The organism is Paenibacillus rhizovicinus (assembly GCF_010365285.1).
Classification (GTDB): Bacteria; Bacillota; Bacilli; order Paenibacillales; family Paenibacillaceae; genus Paenibacillus_Z; species Paenibacillus_Z rhizovicinus.
Window position 1 is genome coordinate 6,204,792 of sequence record NZ_CP048286.1, and the last position, 16,527, is coordinate 6,221,318.

Below are 16,527 nucleotides of genomic sequence, written 5' to 3' on the forward strand. Positions count from 1 at the left end.
AGCGTTCATTTTTTTTGAAATTACAAAAGTGAATAAGGTTCACTTTGATAAAGAGAGGTGTCAAGCGATTTGCTGCAATCCAAAACACGCTGGAACCTCGCGTCCCTCGATGTGGAAGGCGAAGCGCGCGCTGCCGTATTGGCGCGCTCCCTTTCCCTTTCGCCGCTGGTGGCAAGACTGCTCGTGCAGCGCGGCTACGACCGCGTGGAAGAGGCGAGACAGTTTCTGAATGGCGGCATCGAATGTTTGCATGATCCGTTTCTGCTGAAAGACATGAAGACGGCGGCGGACCGAATCTCGCTTGCCCGACAGCGCGGCGAGCGCGTTCGGATTTACGGGGATTATGATGCGGACGGCGTATCCTCCACGACGCTGATGACGTATCTGTTCCAGCGGCTGGAGCTGAATTTCGATCATTATATTCCGCATCGGACGCTCGAAGGGTACGGCTTGAACAAGAAGGCGCTCGAAGCTGCGGCGGAGAAGGGCGTCACTCTAATCGTGACTGTCGATACCGGCATCAGCGCGGTGGAAGAAATCGCTTATGCGGCCGAGCTGGGCATTGACGTGGTCGTGACCGACCATCATGAGCCGCCGCATGTGCTTCCCGCAGCGCACGCCATCGTCAATCCTAAACAGGAGGATTGCGGTTATCCGTTCAAAGGACTGGCGGGCGTCGGAGTCGCTTTCAAGCTGGCGACGGCGCTGCTAGGCGAACCGCCGCTGGAGTGGACGGATGTCGTGGCCCTCGGCACGATCGCGGATCTCATGCCGCTTACGGACGAGAACCGCGTCCTTGTGCGATTCGGGCTCGAACAGCTCCGCCAAACGGACAAACCCGGTTTCCGGGCATTGGCCGAAGTCGGCGGCGTGGACCTGCCGGCTTTGCTCGCGACGCATATCGCATTCAGCATGGCGCCGCGCATCAATGCGGCAGGTCGGCTGGATCATGCGAATGCGGCAGTCGAGCTGCTAACGGCCGCAACCGATGAAGCTGCGGCAGCCGGAGCGATCCGGCTCGATGCGCTGAACAAGGAACGGCAGGGGATCGTGGAAGATATCGTCCTGCAGGCGCAGGCGATGTGGGACGCGAAATGCGAAGCGGCGAAAGAGGCAGGCGAGCCTCAACCGTCCGTCATCGTACTTGCGGGCGAAGGCTGGAATGCGGGCGTCGTCGGCATCGTGGCGTCCAAAATGATCGAGAAGCATTATAAGCCGACGATCATTCTCGGCATGGATGCGGAGACGGGCAAATGCAAGGGTTCGGCCCGCTCCATAGAAGGTTACGACCTGCATGCGGCGCTCACGGAATGCGAAGAATGGCTCGATCATTACGGCGGTCATCAGGCGGCGGCAGGCATGACGCTTCACCGTGACAACCTGGCGCCGTTCGAAGCCAAACTCTCGAGCCTTGCGGATGCATGGCTGCAAGAGGATGATTGGGTGCCTAAACTGACGATCGACTTGTCCTGCAAAATGGAGGATGCTACGCTTAAGGTGCGCGAGCAGCTGTCGAAGCTCGAACCGTTCGGAGCGGGCAACGCCGCGCCGAAATTGCTCTTGACCGGCATTACGCTGGCTGACCGCAAAACGATGGGCAAGGAACGGACGCATTTGAAGCTCGCGCTCGCCGGACAAGGGAAAATGCTGGATGCCATCGGCTTCGGATACGGCCATCTTGCGGAGCGGCTAACCTTCGGGGCGGAAGTCGAGGTCGTCGGCGAATTGACGATCAACGAGTGGAACGGACAGCGCAAAGCGCAGTTTATGCTGAGCGATTTGCGAGTGCCTCATATTCAACTGTTCGACAAGCGAAACGACCCGGAGTGCGAAACGTTCGCGTCGCTTGGCCGCTTGCTTGGCTCGAGCGGAATCGCGCAATCCCAGGGAATCGTCCTCGTGCCGAATGCTCCGTGGATGGAAGCCGCAGGGCAATCGGAGCATTTCCGGCTTCCGCCAGGATTTCAACTCTTGACCTACGAAGCACTTATCGGGCAATATATACAAGGTCGCCATTTGATCGTGATCGGTAAACCGGCGTCCGCAGAGCAGCTATCAAGCGCGGTTGCCGCATGTTCCGGACTCGAAGCCGTTCATCTTCTCTATAGCATCGACAAGGAGCAGGCTGAATTCCCCGCACGTGAAGATTTCGGCCAGCTGTACCAGCTGCTGCGGCGCGAATGTCCGCTGCCGGAGGCGGGAAGCCGGCAAGCGCTCGCCGCGCGGCTGAACCGTTCCGCCCAGAGTGTCGATCTGATGCTCGGCGTGTTCGAGGAGCTGGAATTTATCGCGTGCGAGAACGAAACCATCGCGCTCAGCGCGGTAACCGGCAAGAAGGAGCTGTCGCTCTCACGCAAGTATCGCGATGGCAGCCGAATGGCGGAATCCAACGCGATTCTGAGCCTGCCGGCCAAGCAGTTGTCCGATTGGCTCACCGTGCAATCCAGCATTACACAAAATGAACACAACGAAGGAGTCGTCCATTCATGAACTATAAAGAACATATCCGCGTCATCCCTGATTTCCCGCAGCCGGGAATTCGCTTCAAAGACATCACGACATTGACCAACAATGGAGCGGTATACGCTGCAGCCATCAACGAAATTAAAGAAGCGATCCAAGACAAGCAGATCGACCTCATCGCCGGACCGGAAGCGCGCGGCTTCATTATCGGGGCGCCATTGGCTGTTTCGATGGGCCTGGGCTTCGTGCCGATCCGCAAGAGCGGCAAGCTGCCGGGCGAAGTCGTCGAAGCAAGCTATGATTTGGAATACGGCAAAGACAAACTGACGATCCACAAGGATGCGATCAAGCCGGGCCAGAAAGTGCTCATCGCCGACGATTTGCTCGCGACGGGCGGAACGATCGCGTCGACGATCAACCTGATCGAGCAGCTCGGCGGCGAAGTGGTCGGCGCAGCCTTTTTGATCGAGCTCGGCTATTTGGATGGCCGCAGCAAACTCGGCGACATCGACATTTTCTCGCTCGTTACGTACTAGTTCATGCACACCTGACGCCGGACACGGGAGCTCACGCTTCTGTGTCCGGCGTTCTCTATCGCGGAGGTTGACGGAAAGGCTTGAAAACAGGCATAATAATAGGAAAAACTCGGACTAAACGACGATGCCGTACCATTTCATGATTTCATATAATTTGTACTATTTTGGAAATAGATGATTTGGAAAGCAACATGCGCCTCACGGACGCGCGCTTTTCCGGAAAGGGACATTCATGGGCATAGAGCAGCTACTCGATAAAGCATCAACCTATATGAAGGAACAAGACTTGAAACGAATTACGGAAGCTTACGAATTTGCCGATCAGGCCCATCACGGGCAAGTGCGCAAATCGGGAGAGCCGTATATATTGCACCCTGTTGCCGTTGCGGAAATTCTCGTCAATATGCAAATGGACGTATTGTCGATTATCGCGGCGCTCCTTCATGATGTGGTTGAAGATACGACGGTTCCGCTGGAGGAAGTCCGCTCCCGGTTCGGGGAGGCATGCGCGGCCGTCGTGGATGGCTTGACCAAGCTGGAGAAGATTCAATTCCGTTCGAAGGAAGAACAGCAGAACGAGAATTACCGCAAAATGTTCGTCGCCATGGCGCAGGATATGCGGGTCATTCTGATCAAGCTGGCCGACCGGCTGCACAATATGCGCACATTGAAATATCAATCGGAGGAAGCGCAGCGGAGGATCGCTTACGAGACGCTGGAGATCTTCTGTCCCATCGCGCACCGGCTCGGTATTTCCGCGATCAAATGGGAGATGGAGGACATCGCTCTCCGTTATTTGAATCCGCAGCAATACTACCGGATCGCGAACCTCATGAAGAAGAAGCGCGCGGAGCGGGAGCAGTACATTTCCGACGTTATCGGGCGCATTAGCGAGAAGCTGGACGATATGAGCATCGAAGGCGATATTTCCGGCCGGCCGAAACATATTTACAGCATTTATAAGAAAATGACCGCGCGAAGCAAGCAGTTCAACGAAATCTACGACCTGCTCGCGATCCGCATTATCGTCGATAATATCAAGGATTGTTATGCGACGCTAGGCATCATTCACACCTTGTGGAAACCGATGCCCGGCCGTTTCAAAGATTATATAGCCATGCCGAAGGCGAACATGTACCAGTCGCTCCATACGACGGTGATCGGACCGACGGGCGAGCCGACGGAAGTGCAGATTCGGACTTGGGAAATGCACCGCACCTCCGAGTTCGGGATCGCGGCCCACTGGGCGTACAAGGAAGGCGGCGTCGTTCCGGCTGGATCGTTCGAGGACAAAATGACGCTGTTCCGCGAAATCATCGAGCTGCAGCACGAAGCAAGCGACGCGTCGGAATTCGTCGAATCGCTTAAGATGGATTTTTTCTCCGACCTTGTTTTTGTATTTACGCCGAAGGGCGAAGTATTCGAGCTTCCGGCGGGCGCCGTTCCGCTTGATTTTGCGTACCGCATCCACACGGAAGTCGGCAATCGGACGATCGGCTCCAAGGTTAACGGCCGTATCGTGCCGCTCGACTACAAACTGAAGACAGGCGATATCGTCGAAATTTTGACGTCCAAACATTCCTATGGCCCAAGCCAGGATTGGATCAAGATCGCCCAGTCGTCGCATGCCCGCAGCAAGATCAAGCAATGGTTCAAGAAAGAACGGCGCGAAGAGAACGTCATCAAAGGCCGCGAAGCGATCGAGCGCGAGCTGAAGCGTCTCGGACTCGAGCCTTCGAGTTTGATGTCGGATGCTCAGCTGCAGGAAGCGGCTTACAAATATACGTTTAACGATATCGATGATATGCTGTCCGCCGTCGGGTTCGGCGGCATCACCGCAGCCCAGATTTGCACGAAGCTGACCGAGAAAATGCGCAAAGAAGCCGAAGAGGCAAGTCAAATCGTGCTGTCGAACGAAATGAAGGAAGTCAAATCCTCCACTTCGCTTCGGAAGACGCGTCCGACGCATGGCGTATCCGTCAAAGGCGTCGACAATCTGCTAGTCCGTTTCGCCCGCTGCTGCAATCCGGTTCCGGGAGATATCATCGTCGGCTATATTACGAGAGGCCGCGGCGTTTCCGTTCATCGCGCAGACTGCACGAACTTGACGTCAAGCGCCGAAGGCGAAGAAGCGGCGCGCATGATCGAGGTGGATTGGGAAGAATCGGTCGAGGCGAATTACAGCGTCGATATCGAGATTACGGGTCATGACCGCCCTGGACTTCTGAACGAAGTGCTGCAGGCGGTATCGGAAAGCAAAACGAATATTTCGGAAGTTTCCGCCCGTTCGGATAAAAACAAATTGGCGATGATTCATATGACGGTGCTGATCAAGAACATCGAGCATCTGCAATCCGTCGTCGAGCGCATCAAGCGCGTGAAGGATATTTATACCGTTCAACGCATCATGCAGTAAGTCAATTCAGTAAGTCAATTCAATAAGGATTCTTACCGTTCAGAGGAGCTAAAATCGGAATGAAAGTGGTCGTGCAGCGCAGCAAGGAAGCGGCCGTCAGCGTAGCCGGCGAGACGGTCGGCTCCATATCGAAGGGGCTCGTCCTCTTGGTCGGGCTTACGCACGAGGATACGGAAGCCGATATCCGGTGGATGGCCGACAAAATCGCAGGCTTGCGGATTTTCGAAGACGAAAGCGGGAAAATGAATTTATCCGTGACGGAGATCGGCGGGGAAATCCTCTCTGTCTCGCAGTTTACGCTATATGGCGACTGCCGCAAAGGCAGGCGTCCGAATTTCATGGCGGCGGCGCGGCCGGAGCAGGCCGAGGCGCAGTACGATGCCTTCAACGAGGCGCTTCGCGCATCCGGCATCGAGGTCGCTACGGGCACATTCGGAGCGATGATGGATGTTTCCTTTACCAACTGGGGACCAGTCACTTTGATTATCGACAGCAAAGCCTAGTACGCGGAGTGTTGAAATGCTTGGAAGCGGGCAGACTAGAAGCTGATACTATCGCGCCGTCAACGCGCGGGACACAGTGGAGGTCGAGCCTAGAGTGCATCAATCACGCAAGGAACAGGGGATCGAGAGAACATCCAAACGGCTGCTGCATGCGGATCGCCGGGAAGCCATCATGCTGGCGAGAGAAGAGTCAAGCATCGAGGCAGGCGGAGAATTGGGCAGAGCCTCGGTAATGCCTTCTAAAACGCCTTAAGAAGCTTTTAGGGCTATAGAGGGGAGCGTAGTGTGGGCGACGTCGGAATTTGTCGAAGCGAGCGGCAGGAAATCGCTTTAATTTTTGTAATGAAACTGTAACTTGTTTTCAATGATTCTCTAACATGTCGTGCCTATAATAAAAGACGACCCCCTTTTTTGAATATATTATTGACGGACCTACAACTTGTTTGTAGGTTTTTTTCTGTCTAATTCCATATAGGCATGAATAAATGTCCATAAATTGCAGAACGCTGTCAGGACGGATGTATATTGACAGGACAAAACTGGAATGCTAAGATATACGAAATAATGTGTCGATCCGTTGATGGGACAGTTTCGTTCTACCTGCACCGATTCAGAGATGGATTCCTTGGCTGGAAGAATCCTCGGCGTGCTTGAGCGAATAGACCTCCTTGAGGACATGCGGCGAACCTGTAAGCTGAATGATCGCTTACTCAGTAGTTGTATTGCGTAGCCGGGCGTTAACCGGGTAAAGCGAAACGGCAGCGGAATTGGCCGGCGTTTCGGAATGTGGGTGGTACCACGATTGCTTTGTACATGACAAGCTCTCGTCCCTTTTGCCTGAACAAGGCGGAGGGCGGGAGCTTTTTTGATCTTATCGGAGTGAAGAGGCACGCACCGATCCGTTTCGATAAGATTTACGGAAGAAACTTACGGCGCCGTAATCGTACGGCGGCAATCAGTTCTTCTTAAGTTCATCTTGAAGTTCTTCTTAAGTTCAAACTGTTGAAGGAGGAAGCTGCAATGGCTTTTCAAAAACCACCGGGTACCCAGGATTTCCTGCCTGGCGCCGTGGAGAAATGGCAATATGTCGAGCGCGTGGCACGCGACATTTGCCGGCGGTTTAATTTTCGCGAAATCCGCACCCCGATTTTCGAGATGACGGAATTGTACAAACGCGGCGTCGGTGAAACGACGGATATCGTCGAGAAAGAAATGTACACGTTCACTGACCGCGGAGACCGGAGTCTGACGCTTCGTCCTGAAGGCACGGCAGGCGCCGTCCGCGCATACGTGGAGAACAAGCTGTACGGCGAGCCGGATTTGACGAAACTCTATTACATCGGACCGATGTTCCGCTATGAGCGTCAACAGGCAGGACGATACAGACAGTTCCATCAGTTCGGCATCGAGGCGCTCGGCGCGGTCGATCCGGCATTGGATGCGGAAGTTATCGCGCTCGGATACGCGTTCTACACGGAAGTAGGGCTAAAGGACGTCCGCGTTGAAATCAACTCCGTAGGCACGCCTGCTGTACGCGCGGCATTCCGCGAACGGCTGCTGGCATTCCTGGAACCGAAGCGCGAAATCCTGTGCAAGGATTGCCAATCCCGGATGGACCGCAATCCGCTGCGCGTGCTGGACTGTAAAGTGGATCAGCATCATTTCGAAGGGGCGCCTTCCATTCTGGAAAGCCTTGACGAAGAATGCAGGACGCACTTCGAAGCACTGCAGCGGCATCTGACGGATATGCGCATTCCGTACGTCATTAACCCGCGCCTCGTACGCGGCCTTGACTATTACACGCATACGGCATTCGAATACAAGGCGGAAGGCATCGGCGCCATCGATACGATCGGCGGCGGCGGACGTTATAACGGCCTCGTGGCCGATATCGGCGGTCCGGATCAGCCGGGCGTCGGATTGGGACTCGGCTTGGAGCGGACGGTCATGCTTCTGGAAAGCCAAGGCGCGCAGCTGGATAACCTTCACCAGGTCGATGTGTACATGGTTGGTTTGGGTGAAGCGGCCGATCGCGAAGTAACCCGTCTGCTGCACGGTTTGCGTATGCGCGGTATCGCTGCGGAGCGGGACTATCAAGGACGCAAGATGAAAGCGCAGATGAAGTCGGCCGACAGGCTGCAAGTGCGTTTCACGGCTATTCTTGGCGACGACGAGCTGCAGCGCGGCGAGATCGCCCTCAAGAATATGGCGACCGGAGAGCAGAAGTTCGTAACGCTTGACGGGCTGGCCGACGCGATTTTGAACGGTTAACGGTTATATCATTCATTTACTATAAAGGAGTCGAACTTTCATGATGATGCTCAAAACGCATGCATGCGGAACGCTGACGAAAGCGGAAGTTGGCCAAACTGTAACACTGAACGGCTGGGTACAGCGCCGTCGCGACCTTGGCGGGGTATTGTTTATCGATCTTCGCGACCGTACGGGTATCGTGCAAATCGTCTTTAATCCCGATTTCTCCGGAGATGCCCTGGCGATCGCTGACCGCGCGCGCAACGAATATGTGCTTGCCATTCGCGGTCAAGTCGTAGAACGCGACGCTGAAACGGTGAACACGAACATTGCGACAGGAGAGATCGAAATCCGCGTAACGGAAATCGAAATCATGAACGCGGCGAAGACGCCTCCGTTCCCGATCGAAGACGGCGTCGAAGTTGACGAGTCGCTTCGTTTGAAATACCGCTACCTGGACCTTCGTCGTCCGGAAATGCAGAAGACGCTTCTGCTTCGTTCCAAAGCGGCGAAAGTGTTCCGCGACTACCTCGACGGCCAAGGCTTCATCGACGTCGAAACGCCGATTCTGACGAAGAGCACGCCGGAAGGCGCGCGCGATTACCTCGTGCCAAGCCGCGTGCATCCGGGCGAATTCTTCGCCCTGCCGCAATCGCCTCAAATTTTCAAACAGCTGCTCATGGTCAGCGGACTTGAGCGCTATTACCAAATCGCTCGCTGCTTCCGCGACGAAGACCTTCGCGCTGACCGTCAGCCCGAGTTTACGCAAGTCGACATCGAGACATCGTTCCTTTCGCAGGATCAGCTGCTCGATTTGATGGAAGAGCTCGTCGTGAAGCTGTTCAAAGAAACGGTCAACGTGGACATTCCTCGTCCGTTCCAACGCATTACGCATGCGGACGCGATGAACAAATACGGTTCCGATAAGCCGGATCTTCGTTTCGGCATGGAGATGGAAGACATTACCGATATCGTGGCATCGAGCGACGTGAAAGTGTTCGCGTCCGTATCGGCCAGCGGCGGCGTCGTTAAAGCGCTGAACGCCAAAGGCTGCGCTAGCTGGAGCCGTAAGGAGCTTGACGACCTGCAGCCGTTCGCGGCACGCTACGGCGGCAAAGGCTTGGCTTGGGTAACGGTGAAGGAAGGCGAATGGCGCGGACCGATCGTGAAGTTCTTCAAGCCTGAAGAAATCGCGGCGATGACGGAGCGTCTGGGCGTCGAAGAAGGCGACTTGCTGCTGTTCTCCGCCGACAAGAAGAAGGTCGTTGCGGATGTGCTTGGCAACCTGCGTCTGAAGATCGGCAAGCAGCTTGGCCTGATCGACGAGTCGAAGTTTAAGCTGGAGTGGGTCGTTGACTTCCCGCTGCTCGGCTACGACGAAGAAGCGAAACGTTACGTGGCGGAACATCACCCGTTCACGCGTCCGAACGACGACGACATCGCGCTGTTTGAGACCAATCCCGGCGAAATCCGCGCACAAGCGTATGACCTTGTTCTGAACGGCTACGAAGTAGGCGGCGGTTCCATGCGGATCTACAAGCGCGACGTACAAGAGCTGATGTTCAAAGCGCTTGGCTTCTCGCTCGAGGAAGCGCACGAGAAATTCGGCTTCCTGCTGGATGCGTTCGACTATGGAACGCCTCCGCACGGCGGATTCGCTTTCGGCTTCGACCGTCTGGTCATGCTGCTTGCGGGCCGCACGAACCTGCGCGAAACGATCGCGTTCCCTAAGACCGCAAGCGCAACCGACCTGCTCAGCGATGCGCCTTCCGAGGTGGATATCGCCCAGCTGCAGCAATTGCACATCCGGACGGTTCAGAAACCTGCCAAGCAGCCTGAAGCTGCTGCCGCAGGCGCCGCACCGGCACCGCAAAACTAATCCATTACCCGGCTTTCGTCCGCCTTGCGTGCGGGCGAAAGCCGGATTCATTCCCACGTAAGAATTGAAAGCCTACCTCTAAGCACGGTCGTTCATCTGCGAAAGGCTTCGATGGAGGTTTTCTCGTCTATCGGCACTATACCGCCTAGGAGGTGTAATGAAGAATGCTGCATCAATTTTCCCGGACGGAGCTGGCTATCGGCCCCGAGGGATTGGATATCATGAAAGAGAGCACCGTGGCGGTGCTCGGCATCGGCGGCGTCGGTGCGATCGCGGCGGAAGCGCTGGCGCGGACGGGCGTCGGACGCATTATCCTGATCGATAAGGACGTCGTCGACATTACGAACATCAACCGCCAGATTCATGCGCTGACGACGACGGTCGGCCAGCCGAAAGCGGACTTGATGCGTGACCGGATCAAGCTCATTAACCCCGATTGCGACGCGATTTCGCTTCGGATGTTCTATACCGAGGAAACGTACGAGAAGCTGTTCGAATACGAGCTTGATTACGTCGTCGACGCGTCGGACACGATCATCTACAAGATCCATCTGATCAAGCAATGCCTGGAGCGGAATATCCCGGTCATCTCGAGCATGGGCGCCGCGAACAAAATGGATCCGTCGAGGTTCCAGGTCGCGGACATTTCCAAGACGTCGATGGACCCGATTGCCCGCGTCGTTCGGCAGAAGCTGCGCAAAGAAGGCATCAAGAAGGGCGTAAAGGTCGTCTTCTCCACGGAGGAGCCGATGAAGCCGCGCGAGGACGTCACGCAGCGGATCGTGCCCGACAATGCGCCGGAAATTCGCAAAGCGAAGCAGCCGCCGTCCAGCAATGCTTTCGTTCCGCCGGTCGCGGGTTTGATTATGGTAAGCGAGGTCGTTAAAGATTTGCTGGCATCAGGAGGCCAACCGAAATGAATGTTGAGTTAATGAATAAATTAAGGCTTTCGCTGGAAATGCGCATCGCCCTGCTGGAAGCGCCGGACGATACGTATAAGGAAGCGCTCGGCGCGGAAGGCGCAGAGCCGTTCAGCGAGATGGATGCAGGCACGTATGATTTTGTCATGCTGTTTGCCAAGGATATCGCCACGCTGACGGAGCATGCGCCGAAAGCGCTGAAGGCCGTCAAGAAGGACGGCCTGCTCTGGATTTGTTATCCGAAGGGCACGTCCAAGATCAGAACCGACATCAACCGCGACCGCGGCTGGAGAGTCGTGAAGGACGAAGGCTGGGAAGGCGTTTCCCTGGTTTCCGTGGACGAAACGTGGTCGGCGATGCGATTCCGCCCTGTCGGCATGGTGCAGACGAGCGCGAGAGCAAGCCGTGCGGCGGATGCAAGCCGGACAGCGGGAACGACAATCGTGAAAGAACTCCTTGTACCGGATGAAGTGCAAGCAGCGCTGGCAGGCGATCCGGAGGCGGCAGCGTTCTTCGAAGAGCTGGCACCGTCGCATCGCAAAGAATACATTCGCTGGATTAACGAAGCGAAACAAGAAGTGACGCGCGCAAAGCGAATCGGCGAGATGATGGCGAAACTGCAGCAGAAGCTGAAGCGCCCGTCGGACAAGCCGCAAGCTTAACGGCGCCATGTAGGAATGTACGCTAGAAACAGGTTTATCGGAGGATCGAACGCGATCTATTCCGGTAAGCCTGTTTTTTTGTTGAATGCCCATTTGTCCCTCATTCATTGGGATAAATACGGGTTATATTTCTTAGACAAGGCCATCAAATTTGTCCCAGTCAACAAAAGTTGCCTTTGACAAACTTTTTTGGTGGTGTACAATGAAAATAGGAAACAATGGTTTCCCGCGTGCATATTTGTAGGTTAAGAGCAACATCACATAACGACGATCATAAAGAGGTGAACGGCAATGAACACGAATCAACCGGCACCGATGGCCCAAGAGAGCGGCTGGCGGCAAAAGAGAAATTCGAATACACTTCCCGAAGTCTATCGATCGATGAAAATTCCAAAACACGGATCGTGGTTCCGTAAATTTTTGGCATTCGCAGGTCCCGGCTACTTGGTAGCCGTAGGCTATATGGATCCAGGCAACTGGGCAACGGACTTGGCGGGCGGATCCAAATTCGGCTATTCGCTCTTATTCGTCATTCTGCTATCCAACCTAATGGCGATTCTCCTTCAAGCGTTGGCGGGCAAGCTCGGCATCGTAACGGGCCGGGACCTCGCGCAGGCATGCAGAGACCATTACAGCAAGCCCGTATCCATGGCGCTGTGGGTGCTTTGCGAGCTGGCCATCGCAGCCTGCGACCTTGCCGAAGTCATCGGATCGGCGATCGCCTTGAATTTACTGTTCGGCATACCGCTTATAGCCGGGGTCATATTAACCGTGTTGGACGTACTCCTCGTGCTGCTGCTGCAAAATAAAGGCTTTCGGTTCATAGAATCGCTCGTCATCGTGCTCATCGTCACGATCGGCGGCTGCTTCCTGATCGAGATGTTCTGGTCCCAGCCTGAAGTCGGCGCGGTCATGCAGGGCTTCATTCCGACCGGGGGCATTGTCTCGGATCCGACGATGCTGTATATCGCCATCGGGATTCTAGGCGCGACGGTCATGCCGCATAATCTCTATTTGCACTCTTCCATCGTTCAGACGAGACAGTTCGAACAGACGGAGCTCGGCAAACGCCAAGCCATCAAATACGCAACATGGGATTCGTCCATCGCCTTGTTCTTCGCCTTGTTCATCAATGCGGCCATCCTGATCATTGCGGCTTCGACCTTCCATACGACAGGTCATACGGACGTGGCGGAAATTCAAGACGCTTATCATCTGCTTTCGCCTATGCTGGGAACGGCTGCGGCAAGCGTATTGTTCGGCGTCGCACTGTTGGCATCGGGGCAGAATTCCACGCTAACGGGGACGCTTGCGGGTCAGATCGTCATGGAAGGGTTCCTGAATATCAGGCTTAAACCATGGATCAGAAGGCTGATTACGCGAATGATCGCCGTCGTGCCCGCAGTCATCGTCACTTGGCTCTACGGCGCGAAAGGAACGACGGATCTGCTGATCTTAAGCCAAGTCATTCTATCCTTGCAGCTTTCCTTCGCGGTCATTCCGCTGGTGAAATTCACGAGCGACAAGAAGAAAATGGGCAATTTCGCGAATCCGCTATGGATGAAAGTATTAGCATGGACGGTTGCGATCGTTATTGCGGTCTTGAACTTGTATCTGCTCTATCAAACCTTCACGGGTTAATGAGATTATACGAACAAAAGCCTTCTCCAATTGGGGAAGGTTTTTTGCATGCATGCGACGAGGTGATTAGCGCTTTCGCCTTACACAAATCAAACACTTAATAGCAAACTTCCTAAACAGCTGATGGTTAAGATGGAGTTCAGAAGCCAGCTATAAACCATCAACTAAGGGGTGCAAGCATGCTGCATAATATTTCGTTGAAGAAGAAGTTAAGCGGTTTGGTCATCGTTCCGGTACTGCTGTTCTTGGCGGTATGCATCTACTTGATTCAGAAAAACAACGACGACTTGAAGCATATGCGTATGATTATGTACGATATCACGGAACAATCGACATCGCTCATTCTCAATGCAGACCGGGACATGTATCAGGCGCTGATTGCTTATCAAAGCCTTGGCGACGCACGAATAACGGACGAAGATAAGAAGAAACAAACGCAGGATTTAAACGAGAATATCGTGCAAGTCAGCGACCGGGTGAACAAGGCTGGCGTTATCTTATCCGACAACCAGCTGCTGGGGTTAACCTATGCGCAGTCCGAACGGACCGTGAAGCAAAATCTGGACCGATTCGAGCAAAACTTCAGCGCGTGGTCGGGCAACGCGGCAGCGCACGCGAGTCAAATCGCCAATTTCGACGCTGCCCGCGAAAGCTTGAATGAGCTTGGCGAATTCCTCGATGCTTACGGCAACGATCAAGCGGATTTCATCGAACGGCAGAATCGAAGCCTGCATCTGTATATTTACATCGTCATCGCGATCATCGCGCTGTTTATAAGCGCTGTCGGCTTCAGTACGGTTAGGCGGATTACCAAATCCGTGGATCATATTTTACAGCGGACGAAGCATGTTTCCGAAGGTGATTTACAGGCAAGGGAAGCACTGTTTTACGATAAAGACGAGCTTGGCGGCATTATGCAATCGATCGACGAGATGGCAGGGGGGTTGAGGCAGCTGATCGGTGAGGTGCTGCACTCTTCCGAGAACGTGACGATTGCGGCTTCGGAAATTTCCGCCACGACGGAAGAAGTGGCAAAGGGCAATATGCATCAGGCAGAATCCGCGCAAACCGCTTCCGAGGTAGTCAATGCGCTCTCCGCAGGCGCCAGTACGGTTGCGGAACTGGCGCAGGAGGCGACAAATCTGACGATGATTACGAATCAAGACGCGATCGCCTGCAGCGAAACCGTGAACGATTCCATTGCGAGCATGAACCAGCTTTCCCGGCGGATGCACGAGCTTGAACAGGACTCCAATCGAATCGGCAACATCATCGAGGTCATCGACGAAATCGCGGAACAAACGAATCTGCTTGCGCTGAATGCGGCAATCGAGGCGGCGAGGGCTGGCGAGCAAGGCCGCGGATTTGCGGTCGTCGCGGACGAAGTGCGCAAGCTGGCGGAACGAAGCGGGGAAGCGACGAAACAAATTACAACGATTATCAAAGGCATGCAGGACAGCACGCAAGACAGTGTCAAGGCGATGTCGGAGACGGAGAAACGCTATCAGCAAGCCGGGCTGTCGCTGGGCAGCATCGTGACCCGGGTTGGAGCGGTTGCGCAGCAAACCAAGGAAATTGCCGCATCTAGCATGCAGCAAGCCAGACAATCGCAGGAAGTGATGAAGCAAATCGAATCGATCGCTTCCGTGAGCGAACAAACGGCTGCCGCTGCCGAACAAACGGCAAGTTCATCTCAACAGCTTGGCTCGCTCGCCGGCTATCTGGACAAGATGGTCAATACATTCAGGACATGATTTTGAGAGGCCGGGCAGATCGGATTTCTGCTTGGTCTCGTTTCATGTAAAGGGTTTTCTTCCGGTTGACGCGCATGGCGAACATGTGTGCTAGTATGATATGATGGTTTGGAAAAGGACGTGATACGGATGGATTTGTTTACCTATAACGAAGAGGAAGCACAGCCAAGAGCGAAGCTGCTCGCGGACCGGATGCGCCCCCAAACCATAGACGAATATATCGGACAGCATGAGGTTGTCGGACCGGGCAAGCTGCTGCGCCGCGCGATCGAAGGCGACCAAGTGTCGTCCATTCTGTTATACGGCCCGCCGGGATGCGGCAAAACGACGTTAGCCCATATTATATCCAAACGCACGCAGGGCGATTTCGTTAAATTGAATGCGGTCGAAGCATCCGTGAAGGATGTCCGGGCCGTGATTGACCAAGCGAAGATGACCAAATCGATGTACGGGCGCAAAACGATCCTGTTCCTCGACGAGGTTCACAGGTTCAACGCTTCCAGGCAGGATGCGCTGCTTCCCGCCGTCGAACAGGGCATTATCGTATTCATCGGAGCGACGACGGAAAATCCGTTCCACTACGTCAATGGCGCCCTGCTGTCCCGTTCAACGCTGTTTCAATTAGAGACGTTGACGCGCGAGGATGCACTCGAGGCGATGCGCAGAGCTTTAACCGATGCCGGACGCGGACTGGGGTTCATGAAGCTGCACGTAGCGGAAGAGGCGCTCCAGCACATTGCATCCATGGCCGGCGGCGATATTCGCAGGGCGCTGAACGCGCTGGAGCTGGCTGCCGTTACGACGCCTTCGCAGCCGGACGGCACGGTCGCGGTCACGCTGGAGGTGGCGGAGGAATCGATTCGCAAGCCGACCGTGCGCGCCGACGAATCGACGCAGTACGACGTGCTGTCGGCTTTTCATAAAAGCGTCCGAGGCTCCAGCGATGCGGCCTTATTCTGGTTTCTCTATGCCGTCGAGAAGCTCGGAATGGATCCCATGACGTTCGTCCGCCGTTTGATCGTTGCGTGCAGCGAGGATATCGGGCTTGCCAATCCGCAGGCGATGGTGCAGGCCGTAACGGCGATGGACGCCTATCACAAGATCGGCTGGCCGGAAGCCAAATACAATATCACCCAGGCGATCCTGTTTGCGGTGGAAAGCCCTAAATCCAATGCGGCGGCGCTGGCGATTTCCAATGTAATGAACGCCATCGAGAGCATCGGATCTGCTGAAGTTCCGCTTCATCTGCGGGACACGCATTACAGCGGTGCCGAGCGGCTCGGCCATGTCGGCTACCAATATCCCCACGATTTCCCGAACCATTATGTGAAGCAAGCGTATTTGCCCGAGCGCATTGCCAATAAAAAGTTCTATAAGGCGACGCAGCAGGGAATGGAGGATAAAATCCGCCAAAATCAAGAGCGCAGGAAGTAGCCGTATGCCGCTTATCCAGCAATATCGGTAGCAGGAGCGCGAAAACAGCGCATAAAGGCCGACCTT

Annotated in this window: 12 protein-coding genes; all 12 read left to right on the forward strand. The window is 54.9% G+C overall.

The genetic code is table 11. The features are described from left to right. Positions 1–69: 69 nt before the first annotated feature. The 12 genes from recJ (at position 70) to GZH47_RS27730 (ending at position 16,461) form a co-directional block, all read left to right on the forward strand. Positions 70–2,490, forward strand: a complete 2,421-nt coding sequence (gene recJ / locus GZH47_RS27680; RefSeq protein WP_162644198.1) for a single-stranded-DNA-specific exonuclease RecJ — start codon at positions 70–72, stop codon at positions 2,488–2,490. Next, positions 2,487–2,999: an adenine phosphoribosyltransferase gene (locus GZH47_RS27685; RefSeq protein WP_162644199.1), complete on the forward strand. Its 513-nt coding sequence runs from the start codon at positions 2,487–2,489 to the stop codon at positions 2,997–2,999. Before recJ ends, GZH47_RS27685 begins: the two co-directional genes overlap by 4 nt. Before the next feature lie 232 nt (positions 3,000–3,231). After that, positions 3,232–5,415 (forward strand): RelA/SpoT family protein, encoded by a 2,184-nt coding sequence (locus GZH47_RS27690; protein WP_162644200.1) that lies wholly within the window; start codon positions 3,232–3,234, stop codon positions 5,413–5,415. A gap of 59 nt (positions 5,416–5,474) precedes the next feature. Next, positions 5,475–5,918: a D-aminoacyl-tRNA deacylase gene (dtd, locus tag GZH47_RS27695; protein WP_162644201.1), complete on the forward strand. Its 444-nt coding sequence runs from the start codon at positions 5,475–5,477 to the stop codon at positions 5,916–5,918. 94 nt (positions 5,919–6,012) lie between these two features. After that, positions 6,013–6,171 carry a hypothetical protein gene (locus GZH47_RS33890; protein WP_192043549.1) on the forward strand — a complete coding sequence of 53 codons (159 nt, stop codon included), beginning with the start codon at positions 6,013–6,015 and terminating at the stop codon, positions 6,169–6,171. A 767-nt stretch (positions 6,172–6,938) separates the two neighbouring features. After that, positions 6,939–8,189 carry a histidine--tRNA ligase gene (gene hisS, locus GZH47_RS27700; protein ID WP_162644202.1) on the forward strand — a complete coding sequence of 417 codons (1,251 nt, stop codon included), beginning with the start codon at positions 6,939–6,941 and terminating at the stop codon, positions 8,187–8,189. Between the two features lie 43 nt (positions 8,190–8,232). Continuing rightward, the gene (gene aspS, locus GZH47_RS27705) at positions 8,233–10,050 is read left to right on the forward strand and encodes an aspartate--tRNA ligase (protein WP_162645475.1); all 1,818 of its coding nucleotides are present in this window, start codon (positions 8,233–8,235) and stop codon (positions 10,048–10,050) included. 164 nt (positions 10,051–10,214) lie between these two features. Beyond that, positions 10,215–10,970 (forward strand): tRNA threonylcarbamoyladenosine dehydratase, encoded by a 756-nt coding sequence (locus GZH47_RS27710; protein WP_162644203.1) that lies wholly within the window; start codon positions 10,215–10,217, stop codon positions 10,968–10,970. Beyond that, entirely contained in the window at positions 10,967–11,632 is a 666-nt protein-coding gene (locus tag GZH47_RS27715) for a YdeI/OmpD-associated family protein (RefSeq protein WP_162644204.1), read from the forward strand. The genes GZH47_RS27710 and GZH47_RS27715 overlap by 4 nt, the downstream gene beginning before the upstream one ends. Before the next feature lie 291 nt (positions 11,633–11,923). Beyond that, the gene (locus tag GZH47_RS27720; RefSeq protein ID WP_162644205.1) at positions 11,924–13,273 is read left to right on the forward strand and encodes an Nramp family divalent metal transporter; all 1,350 of its coding nucleotides are present in this window, start codon (positions 11,924–11,926) and stop codon (positions 13,271–13,273) included. Positions 13,274–13,452: 179 nt separating this feature from the next. Next, positions 13,453–15,027 (forward strand): methyl-accepting chemotaxis protein, encoded by a 1,575-nt coding sequence (locus GZH47_RS27725; RefSeq protein ID WP_162644206.1) that lies wholly within the window; start codon positions 13,453–13,455, stop codon positions 15,025–15,027. A gap of 129 nt (positions 15,028–15,156) precedes the next feature. Further along, entirely contained in the window at positions 15,157–16,461 is a 1,305-nt protein-coding gene (locus GZH47_RS27730) for a replication-associated recombination protein A (RefSeq protein ID WP_162644207.1), read from the forward strand. Positions 16,462–16,527: the final 66 nt, after the last annotated feature.

What these genes read in the sequence shown, in the direction of transcription:
- GZH47_RS27685 (WP_162644199.1), top strand. Translation starts at nt 2,487, where the DNA reads ATGAACTATAAAGAACATATCCGCGTCATCCCTGATTTCCCGCAGCCG.
- GZH47_RS27690 (WP_162644200.1), top strand. Translation starts at nt 3,232, where the DNA reads ATGGGCATAGAGCAGCTACTCGATAAAGCATCAACCTATATGAAGGAA.
- dtd (WP_162644201.1), top strand. Translation starts at nt 5,475, where the DNA reads ATGAAAGTGGTCGTGCAGCGCAGCAAGGAAGCGGCCGTCAGCGTAGCC.
- hisS (WP_162644202.1), top strand. Translation starts at nt 6,939, where the DNA reads ATGGCTTTTCAAAAACCACCGGGTACCCAGGATTTCCTGCCTGGCGCC.
- aspS (WP_162645475.1), top strand. Translation starts at nt 8,233, where the DNA reads ATGATGCTCAAAACGCATGCATGCGGAACGCTGACGAAAGCGGAAGTT.
- GZH47_RS27710 (WP_162644203.1), top strand. Translation starts at nt 10,215, where the DNA reads ATGCTGCATCAATTTTCCCGGACGGAGCTGGCTATCGGCCCCGAGGGA.
- GZH47_RS27715 (WP_162644204.1), top strand. Translation starts at nt 10,967, where the DNA reads ATGAATGTTGAGTTAATGAATAAATTAAGGCTTTCGCTGGAAATGCGC.
- GZH47_RS27720 (WP_162644205.1), top strand. Translation starts at nt 11,924, where the DNA reads ATGAACACGAATCAACCGGCACCGATGGCCCAAGAGAGCGGCTGGCGG.
- GZH47_RS27725 (WP_162644206.1), top strand. Translation starts at nt 13,453, where the DNA reads ATGCTGCATAATATTTCGTTGAAGAAGAAGTTAAGCGGTTTGGTCATC.
- GZH47_RS27730 (WP_162644207.1), top strand. Translation starts at nt 15,157, where the DNA reads ATGGATTTGTTTACCTATAACGAAGAGGAAGCACAGCCAAGAGCGAAG.